At 69.5% G+C, this 21,806-nt stretch carries 19 protein-coding genes; all 19 read left to right on the plus strand.

What is annotated here, in order from left to right; all coding sequences use genetic code 11:
* Positions 1-17: 17 nt before the first annotated feature.
* The 19 genes from lysA (at position 18) to atpA (ending at position 21,803) form a co-directional block, all read left to right on the plus strand.
* Entirely contained in the window at positions 18-1,409 is a 1,392-nt protein-coding gene (lysA, locus tag OG936_RS24315; protein ID WP_406497424.1) for a diaminopimelate decarboxylase, read from the plus strand.
* Between the two features lie 126 nt (positions 1,410-1,535).
* Positions 1,536-2,885, plus strand: a complete 1,350-nt coding sequence (locus OG936_RS24320; protein ID WP_406497425.1) for a homoserine dehydrogenase — start codon at positions 1,536-1,538, stop codon at positions 2,883-2,885.
* A gap of 6 nt (positions 2,886-2,891) precedes the next feature.
* Positions 2,892-3,962: a threonine synthase gene (gene thrC, locus OG936_RS24325; protein WP_406497426.1), complete on the plus strand. Its 1,071-nt coding sequence runs from the start codon at positions 2,892-2,894 to the stop codon at positions 3,960-3,962.
* A 401-nt stretch (positions 3,963-4,363) separates the two neighbouring features.
* Complete coding sequence (thrB, locus tag OG936_RS24330; protein WP_406497428.1) at positions 4,364-5,281, plus strand: homoserine kinase; 918 nt, start codon at positions 4,364-4,366, stop codon at positions 5,279-5,281.
* A gap of 387 nt (positions 5,282-5,668) precedes the next feature.
* A complete protein-coding gene (gene rho / locus OG936_RS24335) occupies positions 5,669-7,702 on the plus strand; it encodes a transcription termination factor Rho (protein WP_406497430.1) in 2,034 nt (677 codons plus the stop codon).
* A gap of 417 nt (positions 7,703-8,119) precedes the next feature.
* Positions 8,120-9,220 carry an LCP family protein gene (locus tag OG936_RS24340; protein ID WP_406497432.1) on the plus strand — a complete coding sequence of 367 codons (1,101 nt, stop codon included), beginning with the start codon at positions 8,120-8,122 and terminating at the stop codon, positions 9,218-9,220.
* A 200-nt stretch (positions 9,221-9,420) separates the two neighbouring features.
* The gene (rpmE, locus tag OG936_RS24345) at positions 9,421-9,645 is read left to right on the plus strand and encodes a 50S ribosomal protein L31 (RefSeq protein ID WP_037689259.1); all 225 of its coding nucleotides are present in this window, start codon (positions 9,421-9,423) and stop codon (positions 9,643-9,645) included.
* Positions 9,646-9,799: 154 nt separating this feature from the next.
* Positions 9,800-10,876, plus strand: coding sequence for a peptide chain release factor 1 (gene prfA / locus OG936_RS24350; protein ID WP_406497433.1), 1,077 nt, complete (start codon positions 9,800-9,802; stop codon positions 10,874-10,876).
* 40 nt (positions 10,877-10,916) lie between these two features.
* Positions 10,917-11,762 carry a peptide chain release factor N(5)-glutamine methyltransferase gene (gene prmC, locus OG936_RS24355; protein WP_362204641.1) on the plus strand — a complete coding sequence of 282 codons (846 nt, stop codon included), beginning with the start codon at positions 10,917-10,919 and terminating at the stop codon, positions 11,760-11,762.
* Positions 11,763-11,826: 64 nt separating this feature from the next.
* Positions 11,827-12,474, plus strand: a complete 648-nt coding sequence (locus tag OG936_RS24360) for an L-threonylcarbamoyladenylate synthase (RefSeq protein ID WP_406497434.1) — start codon at positions 11,827-11,829, stop codon at positions 12,472-12,474.
* The gene (locus OG936_RS24365; RefSeq protein WP_406497436.1) at positions 12,471-13,112 is read left to right on the plus strand and encodes a protein-tyrosine-phosphatase; all 642 of its coding nucleotides are present in this window, start codon (positions 12,471-12,473) and stop codon (positions 13,110-13,112) included. Before OG936_RS24360 ends, OG936_RS24365 begins: the two co-directional genes overlap by 4 nt.
* 789 nt (positions 13,113-13,901) lie before the next feature.
* A complete protein-coding gene (gene glyA / locus OG936_RS24370) occupies positions 13,902-15,167 on the plus strand; it encodes a serine hydroxymethyltransferase (protein WP_406497437.1) in 1,266 nt (421 codons plus the stop codon).
* Positions 15,168-15,259: 92 nt separating this feature from the next.
* Positions 15,260-16,645, plus strand: a complete 1,386-nt coding sequence (locus tag OG936_RS24375) for an MraY family glycosyltransferase (RefSeq protein ID WP_406497438.1) — start codon at positions 15,260-15,262, stop codon at positions 16,643-16,645.
* A gap of 262 nt (positions 16,646-16,907) precedes the next feature.
* Positions 16,908-17,345 carry a hypothetical protein gene (locus OG936_RS24380; RefSeq protein WP_266748593.1) on the plus strand — a complete coding sequence of 146 codons (438 nt, stop codon included), beginning with the start codon at positions 16,908-16,910 and terminating at the stop codon, positions 17,343-17,345.
* A gap of 210 nt (positions 17,346-17,555) precedes the next feature.
* On the plus strand, positions 17,556-18,392 hold the full coding sequence (atpB, locus tag OG936_RS24385) for a F0F1 ATP synthase subunit A (RefSeq protein WP_406500585.1): 837 nt from the start codon (positions 17,556-17,558) through the stop codon (positions 18,390-18,392).
* A gap of 72 nt (positions 18,393-18,464) precedes the next feature.
* Positions 18,465-18,698: a F0F1 ATP synthase subunit C gene (locus tag OG936_RS24390; protein ID WP_072483720.1), complete on the plus strand. Its 234-nt coding sequence runs from the start codon at positions 18,465-18,467 to the stop codon at positions 18,696-18,698.
* 37 nt (positions 18,699-18,735) lie between these two features.
* Positions 18,736-19,281: a F0F1 ATP synthase subunit B gene (locus OG936_RS24395; protein WP_072483719.1), complete on the plus strand. Its 546-nt coding sequence runs from the start codon at positions 18,736-18,738 to the stop codon at positions 19,279-19,281.
* Positions 19,278-20,093 carry a F0F1 ATP synthase subunit delta gene (locus tag OG936_RS24400; RefSeq protein ID WP_406497440.1) on the plus strand — a complete coding sequence of 272 codons (816 nt, stop codon included), beginning with the start codon at positions 19,278-19,280 and terminating at the stop codon, positions 20,091-20,093. Before OG936_RS24395 ends, OG936_RS24400 begins: the two co-directional genes overlap by 4 nt.
* Positions 20,094-20,231: 138 nt before the next feature.
* Positions 20,232-21,803 (plus strand): F0F1 ATP synthase subunit alpha, encoded by a 1,572-nt coding sequence (gene atpA / locus OG936_RS24405; protein WP_266748597.1) that lies wholly within the window; start codon positions 20,232-20,234, stop codon positions 21,801-21,803.
* Positions 21,804-21,806 lie beyond the last annotated feature (3 nt).

A 21,806-nucleotide genomic window follows, 5' to 3' on the forward strand; every position in this document is an offset into this window, starting at 1 on the left:
GAGAGCAGAGCAACACGATGAGCCGATCCGCACACCCCGCCGGGCCCCGTCACGCCGACGTCATGACGGAAGGGCACTACACCGCCCCGCCCGCCGACCTCAACGCCCTGGACGCGAAGGTCTGGGCCCGTACCGTCACCCGCGACGAGGGCGGTGCGCTCACCGTCGGCGGGGTCGAAGTGACGCGGCTGGCCGAGGAGTTCGGCACCCCCGCCTACTTCCTCGACGAGAGCGACTTCCGGGCCCGCTGCCGGGCCTGGGCCGACGCCTTCGGGCGGGACGCCGATGTGTTCTACGCCGGAAAGGCGTTCCTGTCGCGCGCCGTCGTGCGCTGGCTCAAGGAGGAGGGACTCAACCTCGACGTCTGCTCCGGTGGCGAGCTGACCTGCGCGCTGGACGCCGGAATGCCCGCCGAGCGCATCGCCTTCCACGGCAACAACAAGACCGTCGGGGAGATCGAGCGGGCGGTCACCGTCGGCGTCGGGCGGATCGTGCTCGACTCCTTCCAGGAGATCGCCCGGGTCGCGCACGTCGCGCAGCGGCTCGGCAAGCGGCAGCGCGTACAGATCCGGGTGACCGTCGGCGTCGAGGCGCACACCCACGAGTTCATCGCCACTGCCCACGAGGACCAGAAGTTCGGAATCGCGCTGGCCGGCGGACAGGCCGCCGAGGCCGTGCGCCGGGCCCTCACCCTCGACGGCCTGGAACTCATCGGCATCCACTCGCACATCGGCTCGCAGATCTTCGACATGGCCGGCTTCGAGGTCTCCGCCCGGCGCGTGGTGCAGCTGCTCGCCGAGGTGCGCGACGAGCACGGCGTCGAGCTGCCCGAGATCGACCTCGGCGGCGGTCTCGGCATCGCCTACACCTCCGAGGACGACCCGCGCGAGCCGCACGAGATCGCCAAGGCGCTCGGCGACATCGTCACCCGCGAGTGCGAGGCGGCCGGGCTCGCCACCCCCCGGATCTCCGTCGAGCCGGGGCGCGCCATCGTCGGCCCCACCGCCTTCACGCTGTACGAGGTCGGCACCATCAAGCCCCTGGAGGGGCTGCGTACGTACGTCAGCGTCGACGGCGGGATGTCGGACAACATCCGCACGGCGCTGTACGACGCCGAGTACAGCGTCGTGCTGGCCTCGCGGACCTCCGACGCCGAGCCGATGCTCGTCCGGGTCGTCGGCAAGCACTGCGAGAGCGGCGACATCGTGGTCAAGGACGCGTTCCTGCCGTCCGACCTGGCGCCCGGCGATCTGATCGCCGTACCCGCCACCGGCGCGTACTGCCGCTCCATGGCGAGCAACTACAACCACGCCCTGCGCCCGCCCGTCGTCGCCGTGCGCGACGGGGAGGCGCGCGTGATCGTCAGGCGCGAGACGGAGGAAGATCTCCTGCGTCTGGACGTCGGCTGATGTCGTTTTTCCCGGGGTATGCCCCCGGACACCCATAGATGTCTCAGGATCCGGACGGGTGGCAGGAACACCCGTCCGGTGAGTGAGACTGGACCACACATCAAGAGGTAGAGGAAACGAGGTCGGATGATGCGTACGCGTCCGCTGAAGGTGGCGCTGCTGGGCTGTGGAGTGGTCGGCTCAGAGGTGGCGCGCATCATGACGACGCACGCCGACGACCTCGCCGCGCGCATCGGCGCCCCGGTCGAGCTCGCCGGTGTCGCCGTGCGCCGACCCTCCAGGGTGCGGGAAGGCATCGATCCGGCGCTGATCACCACCGATGCGACAGCCCTGGTCAAACGGGGCGACATCGACGTCGCCATCGAGGTCATCGGGGGCATCGAGCCCGCCCGTACCCTCATCACCACCGCCTTCGAGCACGGTGCGAGCGTCGTCTCCGCGAACAAGGCGCTGCTGGCCGAGGACGGCGCCGCACTGCACGCCGTCGCCGAGCAGCACGGCCGGGACCTCTACTACGAGGCCGCAGTGGCCGGTGCCATCCCGCTTGTACGGCCGCTGCGCGAGTCCCTCGCCGGTGACAAGGTCAACCGGGTCCTCGGCATCGTGAACGGCACCACCAACTTCATCCTCGACCGGATGGACACGAGCGGAGCCGGATACTCCGAGGCGCTCGACGAGGCCACCGCCCTCGGCTACGCGGAGGCCGACCCGACCGCCGACGTCGAGGGCTTCGACGCCGCCGCGAAGGCCGCGATCCTCGCCGGCATCGCCTTCCACACCCGGGTCAGGATCGGTGACGTGCACCGCGAGGGCATCACCGAGGTCACCGCCGCCGACATCGCCTCCGCCCGCCGCATGGGCTGCACCGTCAAGCTCCTCGCCATCTGCGAGCGCGCCGCCGACGGGCAGTCCGTTACCGCTCGGGTGCACCCCGCGATGATCCCGCTGAGCCATCCGCTGGCCTCCGTCCGCGAGGCGTACAACGCGGTCTTCGTCGAGGCCGAGGCGGCCGGGCAGCTCATGTTCTACGGCCCCGGCGCCGGCGGTTCGCCGACCGCGTCCGCGGTCCTCGGTGACCTGGTCGCGGTCTGCCGCAACAAGCTCAACGAGGCCACCGGCCCCGGCGAGTCCGCGTACACGCGCCTGCCGGTCAGCCCCATGGGTGACGTCGTCACCCGGTACCACATCAGCCTCGACGTGGCCGACAAGCCTGGCGTACTCGCCCAGGTCGCGACGGTCTTCGCCGAACAGGGCGTATCGATCGATACCGTCCGTCAGCAGAGTAGAAATGTAATCAGCGGCGATGCGGTCGCCTCCGCCGAGGGCGGCGGCGGGCGACGGGAGAGCGGCGAGGCCTCTCTCGTCGTCGTCACCCACCGCGCGCCCGACGCCGCCCTCTCGGCGACCGTCGAGGCGCTGCGCAAGCTCGACACCGTGCGCGGTGTCGCCAGCATCATGCGTGTTGAAGGGGAGTAAGGACCCATGACCAGCAAGGGCACCCACCAGTGGCGCGGCATCATCGAGGAGTACCGGGACCGCCTTCCGGTCACGAGCACGACGCCCGTCGTCACGCTCCGTGAGGGCGGTACGCCGCTCGTCCCCGCTCAGGTCCTTTCCGAGCGCACGGGCTGCGAGGTGCACCTCAAGGTCGAGGGCGCCAACCCCACCGGGTCCTTCAAGGACCGCGGCATGACGATGGCCATCACCCGGGCCAAGGAGGAGGGCGCGCAGGCCGTCATCTGCGCCTCCACCGGCAACACCTCCGCCTCCGCCGCCGCGTACGCGGTACGGGCCGGCATGGTCTGCGCCGTCCTCGTGCCGCAGGGCAAGATCGCGCTCGGCAAGATGGGCCAGGCGCTCGTGCACGGCGCCAGGATCCTCCAGGTCGACGGCAACTTCGACGACTGTCTGACGCTGGCCCGCTCGCTGTCGGACAACTACCCGGTGGCGCTGGTCAATTCGGTCAATCCGGTCCGTATCGAGGGCCAGAAGACCGCCGCGTTCGAGATCGTCGACGCGCTCGGTGACGCTCCCGACATCCACGTCCTCCCGGTCGGCAACGCGGGCAACATCACCGCGTACTGGAAGGGCTACAAGGAGTACGCGGCGGACAGCATGTCCACGCACACCCCGCGCATGTGGGGCTTCCAGGCCTCCGGCTCCGCGCCCATCGTCCGCGGCGAGATCGTCAAGGATCCGTCGACCGTCGCCACCGCGATCCGGATCGGCAACCCGGCCTCCTGGCAGTACGCGTTGGACGCGCGGGACGAATCGGGCGGATTCATCGATGAGGTGACGGACCGTCAGATCCTGTCCGCCTACCGGCTGCTGGCCTCCCAGGAGGGCGTCTTCGTGGAGCCCGCGTCGGCCGCGTCCGTCGCCGGTCTGCTGAAGGCCGCCGAGCAGGGCAAGGTCGACCCGGGCCAGAAGATCGTCTGCACGGTGACCGGCAACGGCCTCAAGGACCCCGACTGGGCCGTCGCGGGCGCCCCGCAGCCGGTCACGGTCCCGGTCGACGCGGCCACCGCCGCTCAGAAGTTGGGCCTCGCGTAACCGCGGGGACCCCCGTTCCGGGCAGGGGCGTGGGGCGGAGGGCTCGGGCGGCGCCACCGCTTGCCCGTACGACTCCGACGCCACGCCCCCGAGGCCCCGCGCACTGTCGCGGGAAGCCCGGTCGTCCGCCGGCAGGAACCCAGCTCAACCGTCCCTTTTCGGGGCGGAGAGCGCATAGGAGGCGGGCGACACGCATCGTGCGCCTCCTGTGCGCCCTATGTCGCGACAGAACCTTCCTTCGATAAGCTGTAATGAATCCGCCCCGCCGCGTCTGCTGCGGCGCATGGGTCGTTGTGGCCGTCGGTTCCCCGGAATCCCACTCCTCGCCGTCACGACGTCCCGCCACCGTCGAGAAAACGCTTCACCACCCCCGCCGCCTCACAAGGAGAGTCGTCCAACCGATGGCCGGTCCCGCTTTCCGAGCCGCCGCCGTCCGGGTGCGCGTCCCTGCGACCAGCGCCAACCTGGGCCCGGGTTTCGACGCCTTCGGCCTCTCGTTGGGGCTGTACGACGACGTCGTCGTCCGCGTAGCCGACTCCGGACTGCATATCGACATCGCGGGTGAGGGTGCGGACACGCTGCCCCGCGACGAGAGCCACCTTCTGGTACGTTCCCTGCGCACCGCCTTCGACCTGCTCGGCGGACAGCCCCGCGGCCTGGAGATCGTCTGCGCCAACCGCATCCCGCACGGGCGCGGCCTCGGTTCGTCCTCCGCCGCCATCTGCGCCGGCATCGTCGCCGCCCGCGCCGTGACGTCCGGCGGTGACGCCCGGCTCGACGACGCCGCGCTGCTGGAGCTCGCCACCGAGATCGAGGGCCACCCCGACAACGTCGCGGCCTGCCTGCTCGGCGGTTTCACCCTTGCCTGGATGGACGGCGGATCCGCCCGTGCGATCAGGATGGACCCCGCAGATTCCATCGTTCCGGTGGTTTTCGTCCCCAGTAAGCCGGTCCTGACCGAGACCGCCCGTGGACTGCTGCCGCGCTCGGTCCCGCACGTCGACGCGGCCTTCAACGCCGGCCGCGCCGCACTCCTCGTCGAGGCCCTGACCAGCCGCCCCGAACTGCTACTCACCGCCACGGAGGACCGGCTGCACCAGGAGTACCGCGCCCCGGCGATGCCGCAGAGCGTGGAGCTTGTGAACCGACTGCGCGCCGACGGCGTACCCGCAGTCATCTCCGGTGCCGGGCCGACCGTGCTCGCACTGGCCGAGGACGGTGCGGCCGACAAGGTCGCACGGCTGGCGGGCGAGGGATGGGCGGCCAATCGGCTCGCTCTCGACGCCGCAGGCGCGAGTGTGCTGCCGCTCGCCCCGTAGTCGAGAAGTGATTGCCGGTAAGTGAGAGGGGGAATGTTTGTCGGAGCCGGTAGTGTTAACCTCAAGTCAGCAGCCGACGTCTATGTGGCGCGTTGCTTCGTGTCCCTTTCCGGGACCACCAATTCTTCCGGGAGCCTCCCCAACTGCCTGAGCAGCCTGCCTGAGCAGTTTCGTGCACGCTCCGGAACCGGCACGACACCCCTCGCTTGTCCAGGAGTGGGCCGAGCAGGGGGATGCTCGCGCCGGACCCTTGCATACTTTCATCTCTCCGCCGTACCCGCGGCGGACCACCGCCCCGACCCGGTCCGCAAGAAAAAGACCGCAGTCGGACAGCACAACCGGTCGCCGAGCCAGAAGGCCGACGTCCGCTCCAGGGAAGGACCCTTCGTGAGCGACACCACCGATCTGATGGGCGTGACTGCCGACAAGACCGTCGACAGCACCGCGCCCGCCGAAGGTGCTGCCACTGGCACCACCGCACGGCGCCGCCGCTCCGGCACCGGCCTTGACGGCATGGTCCTGGCCGAGCTGCAGCAGGTCGCGTCCGGCCTCGGCATCAAGGGCACTGCGCGGATGCGCAAGGGCCAGCTGATCGAGGTCATCAAGGAGGCGCAGGCAGGTAACACCGCCGCGCCCAAGGCCGCCGCGCCCGCCGCGGAAGCCGAGACCAAGCCGAAGCGCCGTGCCACCTCCAAGGCGCGCACCGGGGACGAGTCCGCGGCCGCCGCGCCCGCGGAGAAGGCCGCTGCCCAGCAGCAGATCGACATTCCCGGTCAGCCGGCCAGCGACGACCAGCCCACGGGCGAGCGCCGTCGGCGTCGTGCCACCGCTCAGGCGGGCAGCCCGGAGACCAAGGCGGAGAGCGAGCCGGCCGCCGAGGCCAAGGCGCAGACGCAGGACGAGCCGAAGGGCGACGACCGCACCGACGCCAAGGCCGACGCTGCCGCCGACACGGCCGAGGGCCGCCGGGGCGACCGTCAGGACCGCGGTCAGCGCGGCGACCGGGGCGACCGCCAGGAGCGTGGCGAGCGCGGGGAGCGTCGTGACCGGCAGCGTGACCGCCGTGGCAAGGGCGACGAGCAGGGCGGCGGCCAGGGCCAGGGCCAGCAGAGCGGCCAGCGCCAGCAGCGCCAGGGCCAGCAGGGCGGCAGCGGCCCCCAGGACGACGGCTACGACGACGAGGCGGGCGGCCGTCGCGGTCGCCGGGGCCGCTACCGCGACCGCCGTGGCCGCCGTGGCCGGGAGGAGTTCGCCAGCGAGGTCCCCGTCTCCGACGACGACGTCCTGATCCCCGTCGCGGGCATCCTGGACATCCTCGACAACTACGCGTTCATCCGGACCTCCGGCTACCTGCCGGGCCCGAACGACGTGTACGTCTCGCTCGCCCAGGTCCGCAAGAACGGCCTGCGCAAGGGTGACCACGTCACGGGTGCGGTGCGCCAGCCCAAGGACGGCGAGCGCCGCGAGAAGTTCAACGCGCTGGTCCGCCTCGACTCCGTCAACGGCATGGCGCCCGAAACCGGCCGCGGCCGCCCGGAGTTCCAGAAGCTGACCCCGCTCTACCCGCAGGACCGGCTCCGTCTGGAGACCGACTCCAACGTCCTGACGACGCGGATCATCGACCTGGTCGCCCCGATCGGCAAGGGCCAGCGAGGCCTGATCGTGGCCCCGCCGAAGACCGGCAAGACCATGATCCTGCAGGCGATCGCCAACGCGATCACGGTCAACAGCCCCGAGTGCCACCTGATGGTCGTCCTGGTCGACGAGCGTCCGGAAGAGGTCACCGACATGCAGCGGTCGGTGAAGGGCGAGGTCATCTCCTCGACCTTCGACCGCCCCGCCGAGGACCACACCACCGTCGCCGAGCTGGCCATCGAGCGCGCCAAGCGTCTCGTCGAGCTGGGTCACGACGTGGTCGTCCTGCTGGACTCCATCACCCGCCTCGGCCGCGCGTACAACCTCGCGGCCCCCGCCTCCGGCCGCATCCTGTCCGGTGGTGTCGACTCGACCGCGCTCTACCCGCCGAAGCGCTTCTTCGGTGCCGCGCGCAACATCGAGGACGGCGGTTCGCTGACCATCCTGGCCACCGCGCTCGTCGAGACCGGCTCGCGCATGGACGAGGTGATCTTCGAGGAGTTCAAGGGCACCGGCAACATGGAGCTCAAGCTCGACCGGAAGCTCTCGGACAAGCGCATCTTCCCGGCGGTGGACGTCGACGCGTCCAGCACCCGTAAGGAAGAAATCCTGCTCGGCAGCGACGAGTTGGCGATTGTCTGGAAGCTGCGCCGGGTGCTGCACGCGCTCGACCAGCAGCAGGCGATCGAGCTCCTCCTGGACCGGATGAAGAAGACCCAGTCCAACGCGGAGTTCCTGCTCCAGATCCAGAAGACGACGCCTGCTCCGGGCAACGGCAACGACTGACCGCCGTACCGGATCGGCTGATTCCACGCAGGGCCGCCCCCGCCACTTCGGTGACGGGGGCGGCCCTGTGCCGTCGGGGCGCGCGGGTGTGACGTGGCCGATTCGGCCCTTTCGGCCGATCCGAGACCTTCGCCACATGTCGACCGCCGTGCCGGGTGCCGCAGCAATGGCTGTAACGGGCAAGAAACCGCAGGTGAGCGCCGGATCACCGACCGTTCATCCATCGCGTACACCCCTTTGCCCCCATGCCGTCCTCACTCGGTCGTGACAGGTTGCTGTGCAACCCTTCTTCGGGCCGCGGCGTCGTACGAAGTACCGACAAGTCGCCCGAGCCAGTGAATAAGCCGAGGAGCCAGTGCCCGAACACCGTTGCAGGGGACGGCCGGTCCGGGAACAGCTGACGACCGAAGGAGACGGATGACCGAGCAGAGGAGCGGTGGCCGAATACGCCCCACCGGCAAACGCCGGAAGAAGCCTTCCCGTCGCCGCAGGGCGACGGTGATCGGTGCCTGGACCCTGGCCGGCGCCGTGGTCGTCGGCGGCGGTGGGCTCGGATACGCCTACTCCAAACTCAACGGCAATCTCAAGGCCGTCGACATCAACGCGGCGCTCGGCAAGAACCGCCCCGGCAACGTCGACAACGGTTCCGAGGACATCCTCGTGCTCGGCTCGGACTCCCGCTCCGGCGCGAACTCCGCGTACGGTGCCGACGAGGGCACGGCCCGCTCCGACACCGCGATGGTCGTCCACCTCGACAAGGGCCACAAGTCGGCCTCCGTCGTCTCCATCCCGCGCGACACCCTGATCACCCGCCCCGACTGCACCAGCGACACCACGGGCAAGACCGTCGCGGGCCAGCAGCGTGCCATGTTCAACACGGCGTACGAGGTCGGCGGACCGGCCTGTGCGGTCAAGACCGTCGAGTCGATGTCCGGCATCCGCATGGACCACTACCTCGAAGTCGACTTCACCGGCTTCAAGAAGCTCATCGACGAGCTGGGCGGCGTGAAGATCACCACCACCGAGGCGATCCACGACACCAAGAGCCATCTGAATCTGGAGCCCGGCACCCACACCCTCGACGGCGAGCAGTCGCTGGGTCTCGTCCGCACCCGCAAGAGCGTCGGCGACGGCAGCGACCTCGGCCGCATCCAGCTCCAGCAGGCGTTCATCAAGGCGCTGATGGAACAGGCCAGGAGCGTCGGCGTGTACTCCAACCCGAAGACGCTCTTCGACCTCGCGGACACGGCGACCAAGGCCATCACCACCGACTCCGACCTGGGTTCGGTCACGCAGCTCACCGGCTTCGCGAACGGCCTCAAGGGGCTCGGCTCGAAGAACGTCCACATGGTCACGCTGCCCGTCCAGTACGACCCGGCCGACCCGAACCGTGTCGTACCGCTGGCGGAGTCAGCCCAGCAGGTCTGGACGGCGCTCAAGCAGGACAAGGCGATTCCCGCCTCCGCCACCGAGAAGTCGGCGGGCGACAAGGGCGCCGCGGGCCGCATCGTCCAGTGACCGGGGGCCGGGCAGGCCCGGAACGCGGGCCGGAATGCGAACCGGGAACGCGTACCGGGAACGCGTACCGGGAATACGTGCGGCCCGCCCCCGGTTTTGGGAGATACGGCCGGTCCTGGCAGACTGGTACGTCGGCCCCGGTTCACGGACGCGCAATCCGCGCGTACGACCCGGTGCCCTCCCGAATCTAGGAGAATCCCTTGAAGCGCGACATCCACCCCGAGTACGTCGAGACGCAGGTCAGCTGCACCTGTGGCGCGTCGTTCACGACCCGGAGCACCATCGGCGGCGGCAACATCCGCGCCGACGTCTGCTCCGAGTGCCACCCGTTCTACACGGGCAAGCAGAAGATCCTCGACACCGGTGGCCGCGTGGCCCGCTTCGAGGCCCGCTTCGGCAAGGCTGCCGGCTCCGCCAGCAAGTAGCGAGCCACTGCGCCGGTTCTCGGTGCCCTCTTCCCGGGGGCGTCGAGACCGGCGCTTTTTCCGGCCCGGGGTACGGGGCCGTCCCCCATCCCGGCCCGGACAGCAGCAGGCCGTCCAGCAGGCACGTTCGAATGAAGAAACCAGGAGCCCGAAGATGTTCGAGGCGGTCGAGGAACTGATCGGTGAACAGACCGATCTTGAGAAGAAGCTCGCGGACCCGTCCGTCCACGCAGACCAGGCCAACGCGCGCAAGCTCAACAAGCGCTACGCCGAGCTGACCCCGATCGTCGCCACGTACCGCTCCTGGAAGCAGACCGGGGACGACATCGAGACGGCCCGCGAGCTGGCCGCCGACGACCCCGACTTCGCCGCCGAGGTCAAGGACCTGGAGAAGCAGCGCGAAGAGCTCACCGAGAAGCTCCGCCTCCTCCTGGTCCCGCGCGACCTCAGCGACGACAAGGACGTGCTCCTGGAGATCAAGGCGGGCGCGGGCGGCGACGAGTCCGCCCTGTTCGCCGGCGACCTGCTGCGGATGTATCTGCGCTACGCCGAGCGCGTCGGCTGGAAGACCGAGATCATCGACTCCACCGAGTCCGAGCTCGGCGGCTACAAGGACGTCCAGGTCGCCGTGAAGACCAAGGGCGGCAACGGTGCCACCGAGCCCGGCCAGGGCGTGTGGGCCCGGATGAAGTACGAGGGCGGGGTGCACCGCGTGCAGCGGGTGCCGTCCACCGAGTCCCAGGGCCGCATCCACACCTCCGCCGCCGGCGTGCTCGTCACGCCCGAGGCCGAGGAGGTCGACGTCGAGATCCATGCCAACGATCTCCGTATCGACGTCTACCGCTCCTCGGGCCCCGGCGGCCAGTCCGTCAACACGACGGACTCGGCGGTCCGCATCACCCACCTGCCGACCGGCGTCGTCGCCTCCTGCCAGAACGAGAAGAGCCAGCTCCAGAACAAGGAGCAGGCCATGCGCATCCTGCGGTCGCGCCTGCTCGCCGCCGCCCAGGAGGCCGCGGAGCAGGAAGCCTCGGACGTACGACGCAGTCAGGTGCGTACGGTCGACCGATCCGAGAAGATCCGTACATACAACTTCCCGGAAAACCGGATCTCGGACCACCGCGTCGGCTTCAAGGCGTACAACTTGGACCAGGTGCTCGACGGCGACCTGGACGCGGTGATCCAGGCCTGCGTCGACGCCGACTCCGCCGCCAAGCTCGCTGCCGCATAAGCAAAGCCCGCCCCACCCGTAACCCGTACGGAGAACCGCGATGAACCTGCTGCTCGCCGAGGTGGCCCAGGCCACTCAGCGGCTGGCCGACGCCGGTGTGCCCTCCCCGCGATTCGACGCGGAGGAACTCGCCGCGTTCGTGCATGGCGTCAAGCGGGGCGAACTGCACCATGTGCCGGACGCGGACTTCGACGCCCGCTACTGGGAGGCCATCGCCCGCCGCGAGGCCCGCGAACCGCTCCAGCACATCACCGGACGCGCCTTCTTCCGCTACCTGGAACTCCAGGTGGGCCCCGGCGTCTTCGTCCCCCGCCCGGAGACCGAATCGGTCGTCGGCTGGGCGATAGACGCCGTACGCGCGATGGACGTCGTCGAACCGGTCGTCGTCGACCTGTGCAGCGGCTCGGGCGCCATCGCCCTGGCCATGGCCCAGGAGGTGCCGCGCTCCCGCGTGCACGCCGTGGAGCTGTCCGACGACGCCCTCAAGTGGACCAGGAAGAACGCCGAGGGGTCCAGGGTCACCGTCCACCGGGGAGACGCGCTCACCGCCCTCCCCGAGCTCGACGGCCAGGTCGACCTGGTCATCTCCAACCCGCCGTACATCCCGCTCACCGAATGGGAGTACGTGGCACCCGAGGCCCGCGACCACGACCCGGAGATGGCCCTCTTCTCCGGCGAGGACGGCCTCGACACCATCCGCGGCATCGAACGCACCGCGCACCGCCTGCTGCGCCCCGGCGGCCTCGTCGTCATCGAGCACGCCGACACCCAGGGCGGCCAGGTGCCGTGGATCTTCACCGAGGAGCGTGGCTGGGCCGACGCGGCCGACCACCCCGACCTGAACAACCGGCCGCGGTTCGCCACGGCCCGCAAGGCCATGCCGTGACCGGCGGCCACCGCCCGCACGACCCGTACCCGCCCTACCCGTACACGCTTGAGGAGGCCGGCTGATGGCACGGCGATACGACTGCAACGACGCGACCGACCGTACGACGGGTCTGCGTGAAGCCGCGTCCGCCGTCCGCCGCGGCGAACTGGTCGTGCTGCCCACCGACACCGTGTACGGGCTCGGTGCGGATGCCTTCAGTTCCGAGGGCGTCGCCGGCCTGCTGGACGCCAAGGGCCGCGGCCGCAACATGCCGACCCCCGTCCTGATCGGCTCCCCGAACACCCTGCACGGGCTGGTCACCGACTTCTCCGAGCAGGCCTGGGAACTCGTCGACGCCTTCTGGCCCGGTGCCCTCACGCTCGTCGCCAAGCACCAGCCGTCGCTCCAGTGGGACCTCGGGGACACCCGTGGCACCGTCGCCGTCCGGATGCCGCTGCACCCGGTCGCCATCGAGCTGCTCACCGAGGTCGGCCCGATGGCCGTCTCCAGCGCCAACCTCACCGGCCACCCGTCCCCCGAGGACTGCGACGCCGCCCAGGAGATGCTCGGCGACTCCGTCTCCGTCTACCTCGACGGCGGCCCGACGCCCGGCATCGTGCCGTCGTCGATCGTCGACGTGACCGGCAAGGTCCCCGTACTGCTGCGCGCGGGCGCGCTCTCCGTCGAGGAACTCCGCAAGGTGGTACCCGACCTTGAGGTGGCCAATTGACCGCCCCCGAGGGGCGTGGCATAGCGGGGCGGGCCGACACTTTCCGCATCCTCCACGTCAGCACCGGCAACGTCTGCCGCTCGCCGATCACCGAGCGGCTCACCCGGCACGCCCTGGTGGACCGCCTCGGCGATCCGCGGCAGGGCGGACTGATCGTGGAGAGCGCGGGCACCTGGGGCCATGAAGGCGCCCCCATGGAGGCCAACGCCGAGACGGTCCTCGCCGACTTCGGCGCCGACACCACCGGCTTCGTCGGGCGGGAACTCCTCGACGAGCACGTGATCCGCGCCGACCTGGTGCTCACCGCCACCCGCGACCACCGGGCCCAGGTCATCTCGATGGGTCACTCGGCCGGCCTGCGGACCTTCACCCTCAAGGAATTCACCCGGCTGGTCCGGGCCATAGACCCCGCCACGCTGCCCGACCCGCGTGACGAGGGCGTCGTCGAACGCGCCCGCGCACTGGTCCGCGCCGCGGCCGCGCTGCGCGGCTGGCTGCTGGCCCCCACCGCCGACGCCGACGAGGTGTATGACCCGTACGGCGCCCCGATCACGTTCTTCCGGTCCATCGGCGACGAGATCAACCAGGCCCTCGACCCGGTCGTCACGGCCCTGACGGGCATTACGGCCGGCCACTGAGGACGCGGCCCTGCCGCCCGCCCCGGCGGCCGGAGGCCGGCGCAGCGGGCCGAAGCCCGGGAGGCCCCCCGGGGCCGAGCGGTGCGAGGGGCGCGTGGGGAGTGGTGTTCAATCAGGCCCTCGACCCGGTCGTCACGGCCCTGACGGGCATTACGGCCGGCCACTGAGGACGCGGCCCTGCCGCCCACCCCGGCGGCCGGAGGCCGGCGCAGCGGGCCGAAGCCCGGGAGAGGCCCCCCGGGGCCGAGCGGTGCGAGGGGCGCGTGGGGAGTGGTGTTCAATCAGGCCCTCGACCCGGTCGTCACGGCCCTGACGGGCATTACGGCCGACCACTGAGGACGCGGCCCTGCCGCCCGCCCCGGCGGCCGGAGGCCGGCGCAGCGGGCCGAAGCCCGGGAGGCCCCCCGGGGCCGAGCGGTGCGAGGGGCGCGTGGGGAGTGGTGTTCAACCAGGCCCTCGACCCGGTCGTCACGGCCCTGACGGGCATTACGGCCGACCACTGAGGACGCGGCCCTGCCGCCCGCCCCGACGGCCGGAGGCCGGCGCAGCGGGCCGAAGCCCGGGAGGCCCCCCGGGGCCGAGCGGCGTGTCCGGAACGGTGTTCACCGGGTACCGGCCCCGCACTGGGCGCAGACCGCTCCGACGCCACTCCGACGGCTGTACGCCCGGACCGGGCATTGGGGGGCCGGGCGGGTGTACGACGTCGCCGTACAGCGGGCAGGGGGCTTCTTCCGGGCCTACATTTGGAGCTGACCCAAGCGCACCCCTCCCCAGGCCCGGAGCTTCCCGATGCCGGTCATCACTCCTGCCGCATCCCCCTCCGACGCCGGGACCAGCCTGCCGCAGGACTTCGGCGCCCTGCTCCGGGAAGATCCGGAGATCGCCGCCGTGCTCCTGGGCGAGCTGCACCGGCAGTCGACCACCCTGCAGCTGATCGCCGCCGAGAACTTCACCTCGCCCGCGGTCCTGGCCGCCCTCGGCTCACCGCTCGCCAACAAGTACGCCGAGGGCTACCCCGACGCCCGCTACCACGGCGGCTGCGAGTACGCCGACGCCGCCGAACGCATCGCCTGCCGACGGGCCACCGAGCTCTTCGGCGCCGAACACGCCAACGTCCAGGCACACTCCGGCTCCTCCGCCGTCCTCGCCGCGTACGCGGCCCTGCTGCGCCCCGGCGACACGGTGCTCGCGATGGGACTCCCGTACGGCGGACATCTCACCCACGGCTCGCCCGCCAACTTCTCCGGCCGCTGGTTCGAGTTCATCGGATACGGGGTCGACTCCGAGAGCGGCCTGATCGACTACGAGCAGGTGCGCACCCTGGCCCGATCGCACCGCCCCAAGGCGATCGTCAGCGGCTCGATCTCGTACCCCCGCCATCCCGACTACGAACACTTCCGGGACATCGCGGACGAGGTGGGCGCGTACCTCATCGCCGACGCCGCGCACCCGATGGGACTGATCGCCGGGGGAGCGGCGCCGAGCCCGGTGCCGTATGCCGATGTGGTCTGCGCGACCACGCACAAGGTGCTGCGCGGTCCGCGCGGCGGGATGATCCTGTGCGGTGCGGAGCTGGCCGAGCGCATCGACCGGGCGGTCTTCCCCTTCACGCAGGGTGGCGCGCAGATGCACACGGTCGCTGCGAAGGCCGTCGCGTTCGGGGAGGCGGCCACGCCCGCGTTCACGGACTACGCCCATCGTGTGGTGGCCCATGCCCGGGTGCTGGCGGCCGGCCTGGCGGCCGAGGGCTTCGAGATCACCACGGGCGGCACGGACACCCACCTGATCGTCGCGGACCCGGCCCCGCTCGGCGTCGACGGCCCGGTCGCCCGCGCCCGGCTGGCAGCGGCCGGCCTGGTGCTGGACACCTGCGCGCTTCCGTACGGGGACGCCCGGGGCGTCAGACTGGGCACCGCGGCCGTCACCACCCAGGGCATGGACGACGCCGACATGGCGCGGCTGGCGGCGCTCTTCGGAGCGGCGGTGCGTGAGGAGGGCGACATCCGGGCGGAGGTCCGGGAGCTGGCCCGGAAATATCCGCCCTATCCGGCGTAGACCTGGTCCGTGCAACCATCGGCCCGTCCTCCGTGTCCTCAACCACGGGTCCCACCTCGTTAAGGTGTGGGCTGAGATGGCCGGCGAAATCTGTGGGGCAGCCCGTGCGTGATTACCTGCTGACGCTCTGTGTCACGGCCGCGGTGACCTATCTGCTGACCGGCCCGGTGCGTAAATTCGCCATCGCGGTCGGGGCGATGCCCGCGATCCGTGCGCGTGACGTCCACCGAGAACCGACACCGCGGCTCGGTGGCATCGCCATGTTCGGCGGGCTGTGCGCGGGGCTGATCGTCGCGTCGCATCTGTACAACCTCGACTGGGTCTTCAAACTCTCCAGCGAGCCGCGGGCGCTGCTCTCCGGGGCCGCGCTGATCTGGCTGATCGGTGTGCTGGACGACAAGTTCGAGATCGACGCACTGATCAAGCTCGGCGGGCAGATGATCGCCGCCGCCGTCATGGTGATCCAGGGCCTGACGATCCTGTGGCTGCCGATCCCCGGCGTCGGCACCGTCGCGCTCACTCAGTGGCAGGGCACGCTGCTCACGGTCGCCCTGGTCGTCATCACGATCAACGCGGTCAACTTCGTCGACGGTCTGGACGGTCTCGCGGCGGGCACGGTCTGCATCGCCTCCGCCGCGTTCTTCCTGTACACGTACCGGCTCTGGTACGGGCACATGATCGAGGCCGCGGCCCCCGCGACGCTCTTCACGGCGATTCTGATGGGCATGTGCCTGGGCTTCCTGCCGCACAACATGCATCCGGCCCGGATCTTCATGGGCGACTCGGGTTCGATGCTGATCGGCCTCGTGCTGGCGGCGGGCGCGATCTCCGTCACCGGGCAGGTCGACCCGGACACCATGAAGCTCTTCGCGGGCAGTGAGCGCGAGGCCACCCACGCGATGCTGCCGGTCTTCATCCCGCTGCTGCTGCCGCTGACCATCATCGCGATCCCGGCCGCCGACCTGGTCCTGGCGATCGTGCGGCGTACCTGGAACGGGCAGTCGCCGTTCGCGGCGGACCGCGGCCATCTGCACCACCGGTTGCTGGAGATCGGCCATTCGCACAGCAGGTCCGTGCTGATCATGTACTTCTGGTCGGCGCTGATCGCCTTCGGTGCGGTCGGCTACTCCGTGCACTCGGCGTCCCTGTGGATCGTGCTGGTCATCATGGGGCTGAGCGCGCTGGGCCTCGTACTGCTGTTGATGCCCCGGTTCACCCCGCAGGCGCCGTACTGGGCGGAACGGTTCCTACCGCCCCGCTACCGTCGGCGTCGCGGCAAGGACGGGGTGCCCGACGCGGAACCATCGGCTCCGGACGAGGCCCAACAGCGGCCCCTGGACACGCAGATGGGGCAGGAGGGGCACGAGCTCCAGGAGAGGGCCCCGGTCGTCGTGGGAGTTTCCGGCGTCAACGGGGCGACCGCGATCGGCCCCCGTTCGCGTCTTTCGGACAGAGACACGGCTGATTCAGCACGTTGACGATTTGGTCATCGAGGGGCAATACCAGACAAGGCATAAAGTTGTCTTGCTCACACGCGCGGGTTCGCCCACGTGTGTGACAGCGGGCACACTTTCTTGGTAAAGACCTCATCAAATAGTTTGTGATACCGTTCACGATGCCCGGTAACGGAGTTGAAGGACCTGAGTGCCACGGTCCATCGGCCCGAGGCACCGACTCGGACCGGGCCTACGCTCGTCCATGACGACACACTGCCCACCCCCTGCAAGCGGAGCTGCCGCCATGCCGTCCAACGACGTCCGGACTCTCCTTCAAGCCGCCGTACCCACCGCTGTCGCCGGCGCTGTTGCTGCCGCCGTCAGTGGTGGCGTTGCCGGCGGCAAGGGAGCCCTGGGCGCGGTCGTTGCGACGATCGTGGTGATCCTCTTCATGGGGATCGGACTCATGGTCCTGCAGCGGACCGCGCGGTCCCTGCCCCATCTGTTCCAGGCGATGGGGCTGATGCTGTATACGACTCAGCTTCTCCTGTTGTTCGTTTTCGTCGCCGTATTCAAGAACACCACCATGTTCAACCCGAGGGCCTTCGCGATCACGCTGGTCGCGACGACTCTCGTGTGGATCGGCGCACAGACGCGTGCGCACATGAAGGCCAAGATCCTTTACGTCGAACCCGAGTCCGACAAGGGCGAAAAGCCCAAGAACACCGGGTCGAAGACGTGAAGGGTAGGGGCGGAATAAGTGCGAGTCCGGGACCCTGCTATCGTCCGGTTCCAACTGCGGCACTGCGGGCGCGGGCATGTGAGCTGACGCCTGCTCGATCGCGAGGCTCAATGCCTGACTGCCGCTCACACATCCGTAACACCAGTCCAGTGCCGAACCGCGGCTGCGCGCCGCGCCGACACAACGAGGTTGCCGTACCTATGCGCCACGCTGAAGGAGCCCGCGGTGAGTGCTGACCCGACACAGGTGCTCGCCTTCGAGACCGATTGCCACATCTTCTCCGGTTGTGGTTTCCCGGGTCCTGGCTTGCACTCTTTCCTGTTCGAGCCGATCTTCGGTGACGCGAACAGCAACGTCTACTTCAACAAGACGATGCTGCTGGCGCTCCTCGGTACGGTCATCATCGTCGGCTTCTTCTGGGCTGCCTTCCGTAAGCCGAAGGTCGTTCCGGGCAAGCTGCAGATGGTCGCCGAGGCCGGCTACGACTTCGTCCGCCGCGGCATCGTCTACGAGACGCTCGGCAAGCGCGAGGGCGAGAAGTACGTCCCGCTGATGGTGTCGATCTTCTTCTTCGTGTGGATGATGAACCTCTGGTCGATCATCCCGCTCGCCCAGTTCCCGGTGACGTCGGTCATCGCGTACCCGGCCGCTCTGGCCCTGATCGTCTACGTCCTCTGGATGAGCATCACGTTCAAGAGGCACGGCTTCGTCGGTGGCTTCAAGAACCTGACCGGCTACGACAAGTCGCTCGGCGGGGTTCTGCCGCTGATCATGGTCATCGAGTTCTTCTCGAACGTCCTGGTCCGCCCCTTCACGCACGCGGTCCGACTCTTCGCGAACATGTTCGCGGGCCACACGCTGCTGCTGCTCTTCACCATCGCCAGCTGGTACCTGCTGAACGGCATCGGTATCGCCTACGCGGGTGTGTCGTTCGTGATGGTCATCGTGATGACGGTCTTCGAGCTCTTCATCCAGGCCGTTCAGGCATACGTCTTCGTGCTCCTGGCGTGCACCTTCATCCAGGGCGCTGTCGCCGAGCACCACTGATCGCGCCTCCCATACCCCCAGTCGTCCGGTGGCCAACCCCCGCCGGTCCGTGAAAGAGAAGGAAGAACTGGCATGTCCCAGACCCTTGCCGCTGTCACCGGTTCCCTCAGCTCCGTTGGTTACGGCCTGTCCGCCATCGGCCCCGGCGTCGGCGTCGGCATCATCTTCGGTAATGGCACGCAGGCTCTCGCCCGTCAGCCCGAGGCTGCCGGCCTGATCCGCGCCAACCAGATCCTCGGCTTCGCCTTCTGTGAGGCGCTCGCCCTGATCGGTCTGGTCATGCCGTTCGTCTACCCGACCTCCTGACTGGTCGGGAACAGACCATCCGACGGAAGGCACTGACGTGAACCCTCTGGTTCAGCTCGCGGCGGAGAAGCCGGAAAACCCGCTTGTCCCGCCGATCCCTGAGCTCGTCATTGGCTTCATCGCCTTTGTCATCGTCTTCGGCTTCCTCGCCAAGAAGCTCCTCCCGAACATCAACAAGGTTCTGGAAGAGCGTCGCGAGGCCATCGAAGGCGGTATCGAAAAGGCCGATGCGGCCCAGACCGAGGCCCAGAGCGTGCTTGAGCAGTACAAGGCTCAGCTCGCCGAGGCCCGCCACGAAGCCGCGCGCCTGCGCCAGGAGGCTCAGGAGCAGGGCGCCGTGATCCTGCAGGAAATGCGGGCGGAAGGCCAGCGGCAGCGCGAGGAGATCATCGCTGCCGGCCACGCCCAGATCGAGGCGGACCGCAAGGCCGCGGCCTCCGCGCTGCGCCAGGACGTGGGCAAGCTCGCCACCGACCTGGCCGGCAAGCTCGTCGGCGAGTCCCTCGAGGACCACGCCCGGCAGAGCGGCACCGTCGACCGTTTCCTCGACGAGCTCGAGGCGAAGGCCGAGGCCGTCCGATGAACGGCGCGAGCCGCGAGGCACTGGCTGCCGCACGCGAGCGTCTCGACGCGCTGACCGACAACACGTCGGTCGACGCGGCGAAGCTCGCCGAGGAGCTGGCCGCCGTCACGGCGCTCCTCCAGCGCGAGGTCTCACTGCGACGGGTCCTCACCGACCCGTCGCAGGCCGGCGAGGCCAAGGCCGAGCTGGCCGGACGACTGCTGCGCGGTCAGGTGGGTGGCGAGGCCGTCGACCTGATCTCCGGCATGGTCCGCTCCCGCTGGTCGCAGTCGCGTGACCTGGTCGACTCGGTCGAGGTACTGGCGAACACCGCAGACCTCACCGCCGCCCAGCGCGGCGGGGACCTCGACGACGTCGAGGACGAGCTGTTCCGGTTCGGCCGGATCGTCTCGTCCGACAAGGAACTGCGCGCCGCGCTCACCGGCCGGTCCGGATCCACCGCTGCCAAGAGCGAGCTGCTGCGCAGCCTGCTCGGCGGCAAGGCACGGTCCACCACCGAGCGCCTGGTCGTGCGGCTGGTGACCCAGCCGCGTGGACGTAGCCTTGAAGCGGGACTCGAGTCCCTCTCCAAGCTCGCCGCGGAGCGCCGGAACCGCATGGTCGCCGTGGTGACCTCGGCAGTACCGCTGAGCGATCAGCAGAAGCAGCGCCTCGGCGCCGCGCTGGCGAAGATCTACGGTCGGCCGATGCACCTGAATCTCGATGTGGACCCCACGGTCCTCGGCGGGATCACGGTGCAGGTCGGTGACGAGGTCATCAACGGCACCATCGCGGAGCGCCTCGAAGAGGCGACCCGTCGCATGGCCGGCTGACGAGCACAGCGCAGCAACAGAACAGAGCAAGACCAGCGGCCCGGTTGGGCCGTGCAGAAATTGCAGAAGATTCCTGGGGGTCGGCCCCCAGACCCCCTTAAGAAACTTCGGGCCCAACAAGGAGAGCAGGGAACCCAGATGGCGGAGCTCACGATCCGGCCGGAGGAGATCCGGGACGCGCTGGAGAACTTTGTCCAGTCGTACAAGCCGGACGCGGCCTCGCGCGAGGAGGTCGGTACGGTCAGCGTTGCCGGCGACGGCATCGCGAAGGTCGAGGGTCTTCCCTCGGCCATGGCGAACGAGCTGCTGAAGTTCGAGGACGGCACCCTCGGTCTCGCCCTCAACCTCGAGGAGCGCGAGATCGGTGCGATCGTTCTCGGCGAGTTCAGCGGTATCGAAGAGGGCCAGCCGGTGCAGCGCACCGGTGAGGTGCTCTCCGTCGGTGTGGGCGAGGGCTACCTCGGCCGCGTCGTCGACCCGCTCGGCAACCCGATCGACGGTCTCGGCGAGATCGCGACCGACAGCCGCCGCGCCCTCGAGCTGCAGGCCCCTGGCGTCATGGTCCGCAAGTCGGTGCACGAGCCGATGCAGACCGGCTACAAGGCCGTCGACGCCATGGTGCCGATCGGCCGCGGCCAGCGTCAGCTGATCATCGGTGACCGTCAGACGGGTAAGACCGCTCTGGCCGTCGACACGATCATCAACCAGCGCGACAACTGGCGCTCGGGCGACGTGAACAAGCAGGTGCGCTGCATCTACGTCGCCATCGGTCAGAAGGGTTCCACCATCGCCTCCGTGCGTGGTGCCCTGGAAGAGGCCGGCGCGCTCGAGTACACGACCATCGTCGCCGCCCCGGCGTCCGACCCGGCCGGCTTCAAGTACCTTGCGCCGTACACCGGTTCGGCCATCGGCCAGCACTGGATGTACCAGGGCAAGCACGTCCTGATCATCTTCGACGACCTCTCGAAGCAGGCCGACGCCTACCGCGCCGTGTCGCTTCTGCTGCGCCGTCCGCCGGGCCGTGAGGCCTACCCGGGCGACGTCTTCTACCTCCACTCGCGTCTGCTGGAGCGCTGCGCCAAGCTCTCCGACGACATGGGTGCCGGTTCGATGACGGGCCTCCCGATCGTCGAGACCAAGGCGAACGACGTGTCGGCGTTCATCCCGACCAACGTCATCTCCATCACCGACGGCCAGTGCTTCCTGGAGTCCGACCTGTTCAACGCCGGCCAGCGCCCGGCCCTGAACGTCGGTATCTCGGTCTCCCGTGTCGGTGGTTCCGCCCAGCACAAGGCGATGCGCCAGGTCTCCGGCCGACTCCGTGTCGACCTCGCCCAGTACCGCGAGCTGGAGGCGTTCGCCGCCTTCGGTTCCGACCTGGACGCGGCCTCGAAGGCGTCGCTGGAGCGCGGTAAGCGCATGGTCGAGCTGCTGAAGCAGCCGCAGTACGCCCCGTTCCCGGTCGAGGAGCAGGTCGTCTCCGTCTGGGCCGGCACCACCGGCAAGATGGACGACGTCCCGGTCGAGGACATCCGCCGCTTCGAGAGCGAGCTGCTGGAGTACCTGCGCCGTGAGCGCAAGGACCTCCTGACCAGCATCGCCGAGGGCGCCAAGATGTCCGACGACACGCTGCAGTCGATCGCTGACGCGATCGCCGCCTTCAAGCAGCAGTTCGAGACCTCGGACGGCAAGCTCCTGGGCGAGGGCTGATCG

It is taken from the genome of Streptomyces sp. NBC_00846, from assembly GCF_045207325.1.
Classification (GTDB): Bacteria; Actinomycetota; Actinomycetes; order Streptomycetales; family Streptomycetaceae; genus Streptomyces.

What these genes read in the sequence shown, in the direction of transcription:
- lysA (WP_406497424.1), top strand. Translation starts at nt 18, where the DNA reads ATGAGCCGATCCGCACACCCCGCCGGGCCCCGTCACGCCGACGTCATG.
- OG936_RS24320 (WP_406497425.1), top strand. Translation starts at nt 1,536, where the DNA reads ATGATGCGTACGCGTCCGCTGAAGGTGGCGCTGCTGGGCTGTGGAGTG.
- thrC (WP_406497426.1), top strand. Translation starts at nt 2,892, where the DNA reads ATGACCAGCAAGGGCACCCACCAGTGGCGCGGCATCATCGAGGAGTAC.
- thrB (WP_406497428.1), top strand. Translation starts at nt 4,364, where the DNA reads ATGGCCGGTCCCGCTTTCCGAGCCGCCGCCGTCCGGGTGCGCGTCCCT.
- OG936_RS24340 (WP_406497432.1), top strand. Translation starts at nt 8,120, where the DNA reads ATGACCGAGCAGAGGAGCGGTGGCCGAATACGCCCCACCGGCAAACGC.
- prfA (WP_406497433.1), top strand. Translation starts at nt 9,800, where the DNA reads ATGTTCGAGGCGGTCGAGGAACTGATCGGTGAACAGACCGATCTTGAG.
- prmC (WP_362204641.1), top strand. Translation starts at nt 10,917, where the DNA reads ATGAACCTGCTGCTCGCCGAGGTGGCCCAGGCCACTCAGCGGCTGGCC.
- OG936_RS24360 (WP_406497434.1), top strand. Translation starts at nt 11,827, where the DNA reads ATGGCACGGCGATACGACTGCAACGACGCGACCGACCGTACGACGGGT.
- glyA (WP_406497437.1), top strand. Translation starts at nt 13,902, where the DNA reads ATGCCGGTCATCACTCCTGCCGCATCCCCCTCCGACGCCGGGACCAGC.
- OG936_RS24380 (WP_266748593.1), top strand. Translation starts at nt 16,908, where the DNA reads ATGCCGTCCAACGACGTCCGGACTCTCCTTCAAGCCGCCGTACCCACC.
- OG936_RS24390 (WP_072483720.1), top strand. Translation starts at nt 18,465, where the DNA reads ATGTCCCAGACCCTTGCCGCTGTCACCGGTTCCCTCAGCTCCGTTGGT.
- OG936_RS24400 (WP_406497440.1), top strand. Translation starts at nt 19,278, where the DNA reads ATGAACGGCGCGAGCCGCGAGGCACTGGCTGCCGCACGCGAGCGTCTC.
- atpA (WP_266748597.1), top strand. Translation starts at nt 20,232, where the DNA reads ATGGCGGAGCTCACGATCCGGCCGGAGGAGATCCGGGACGCGCTGGAG.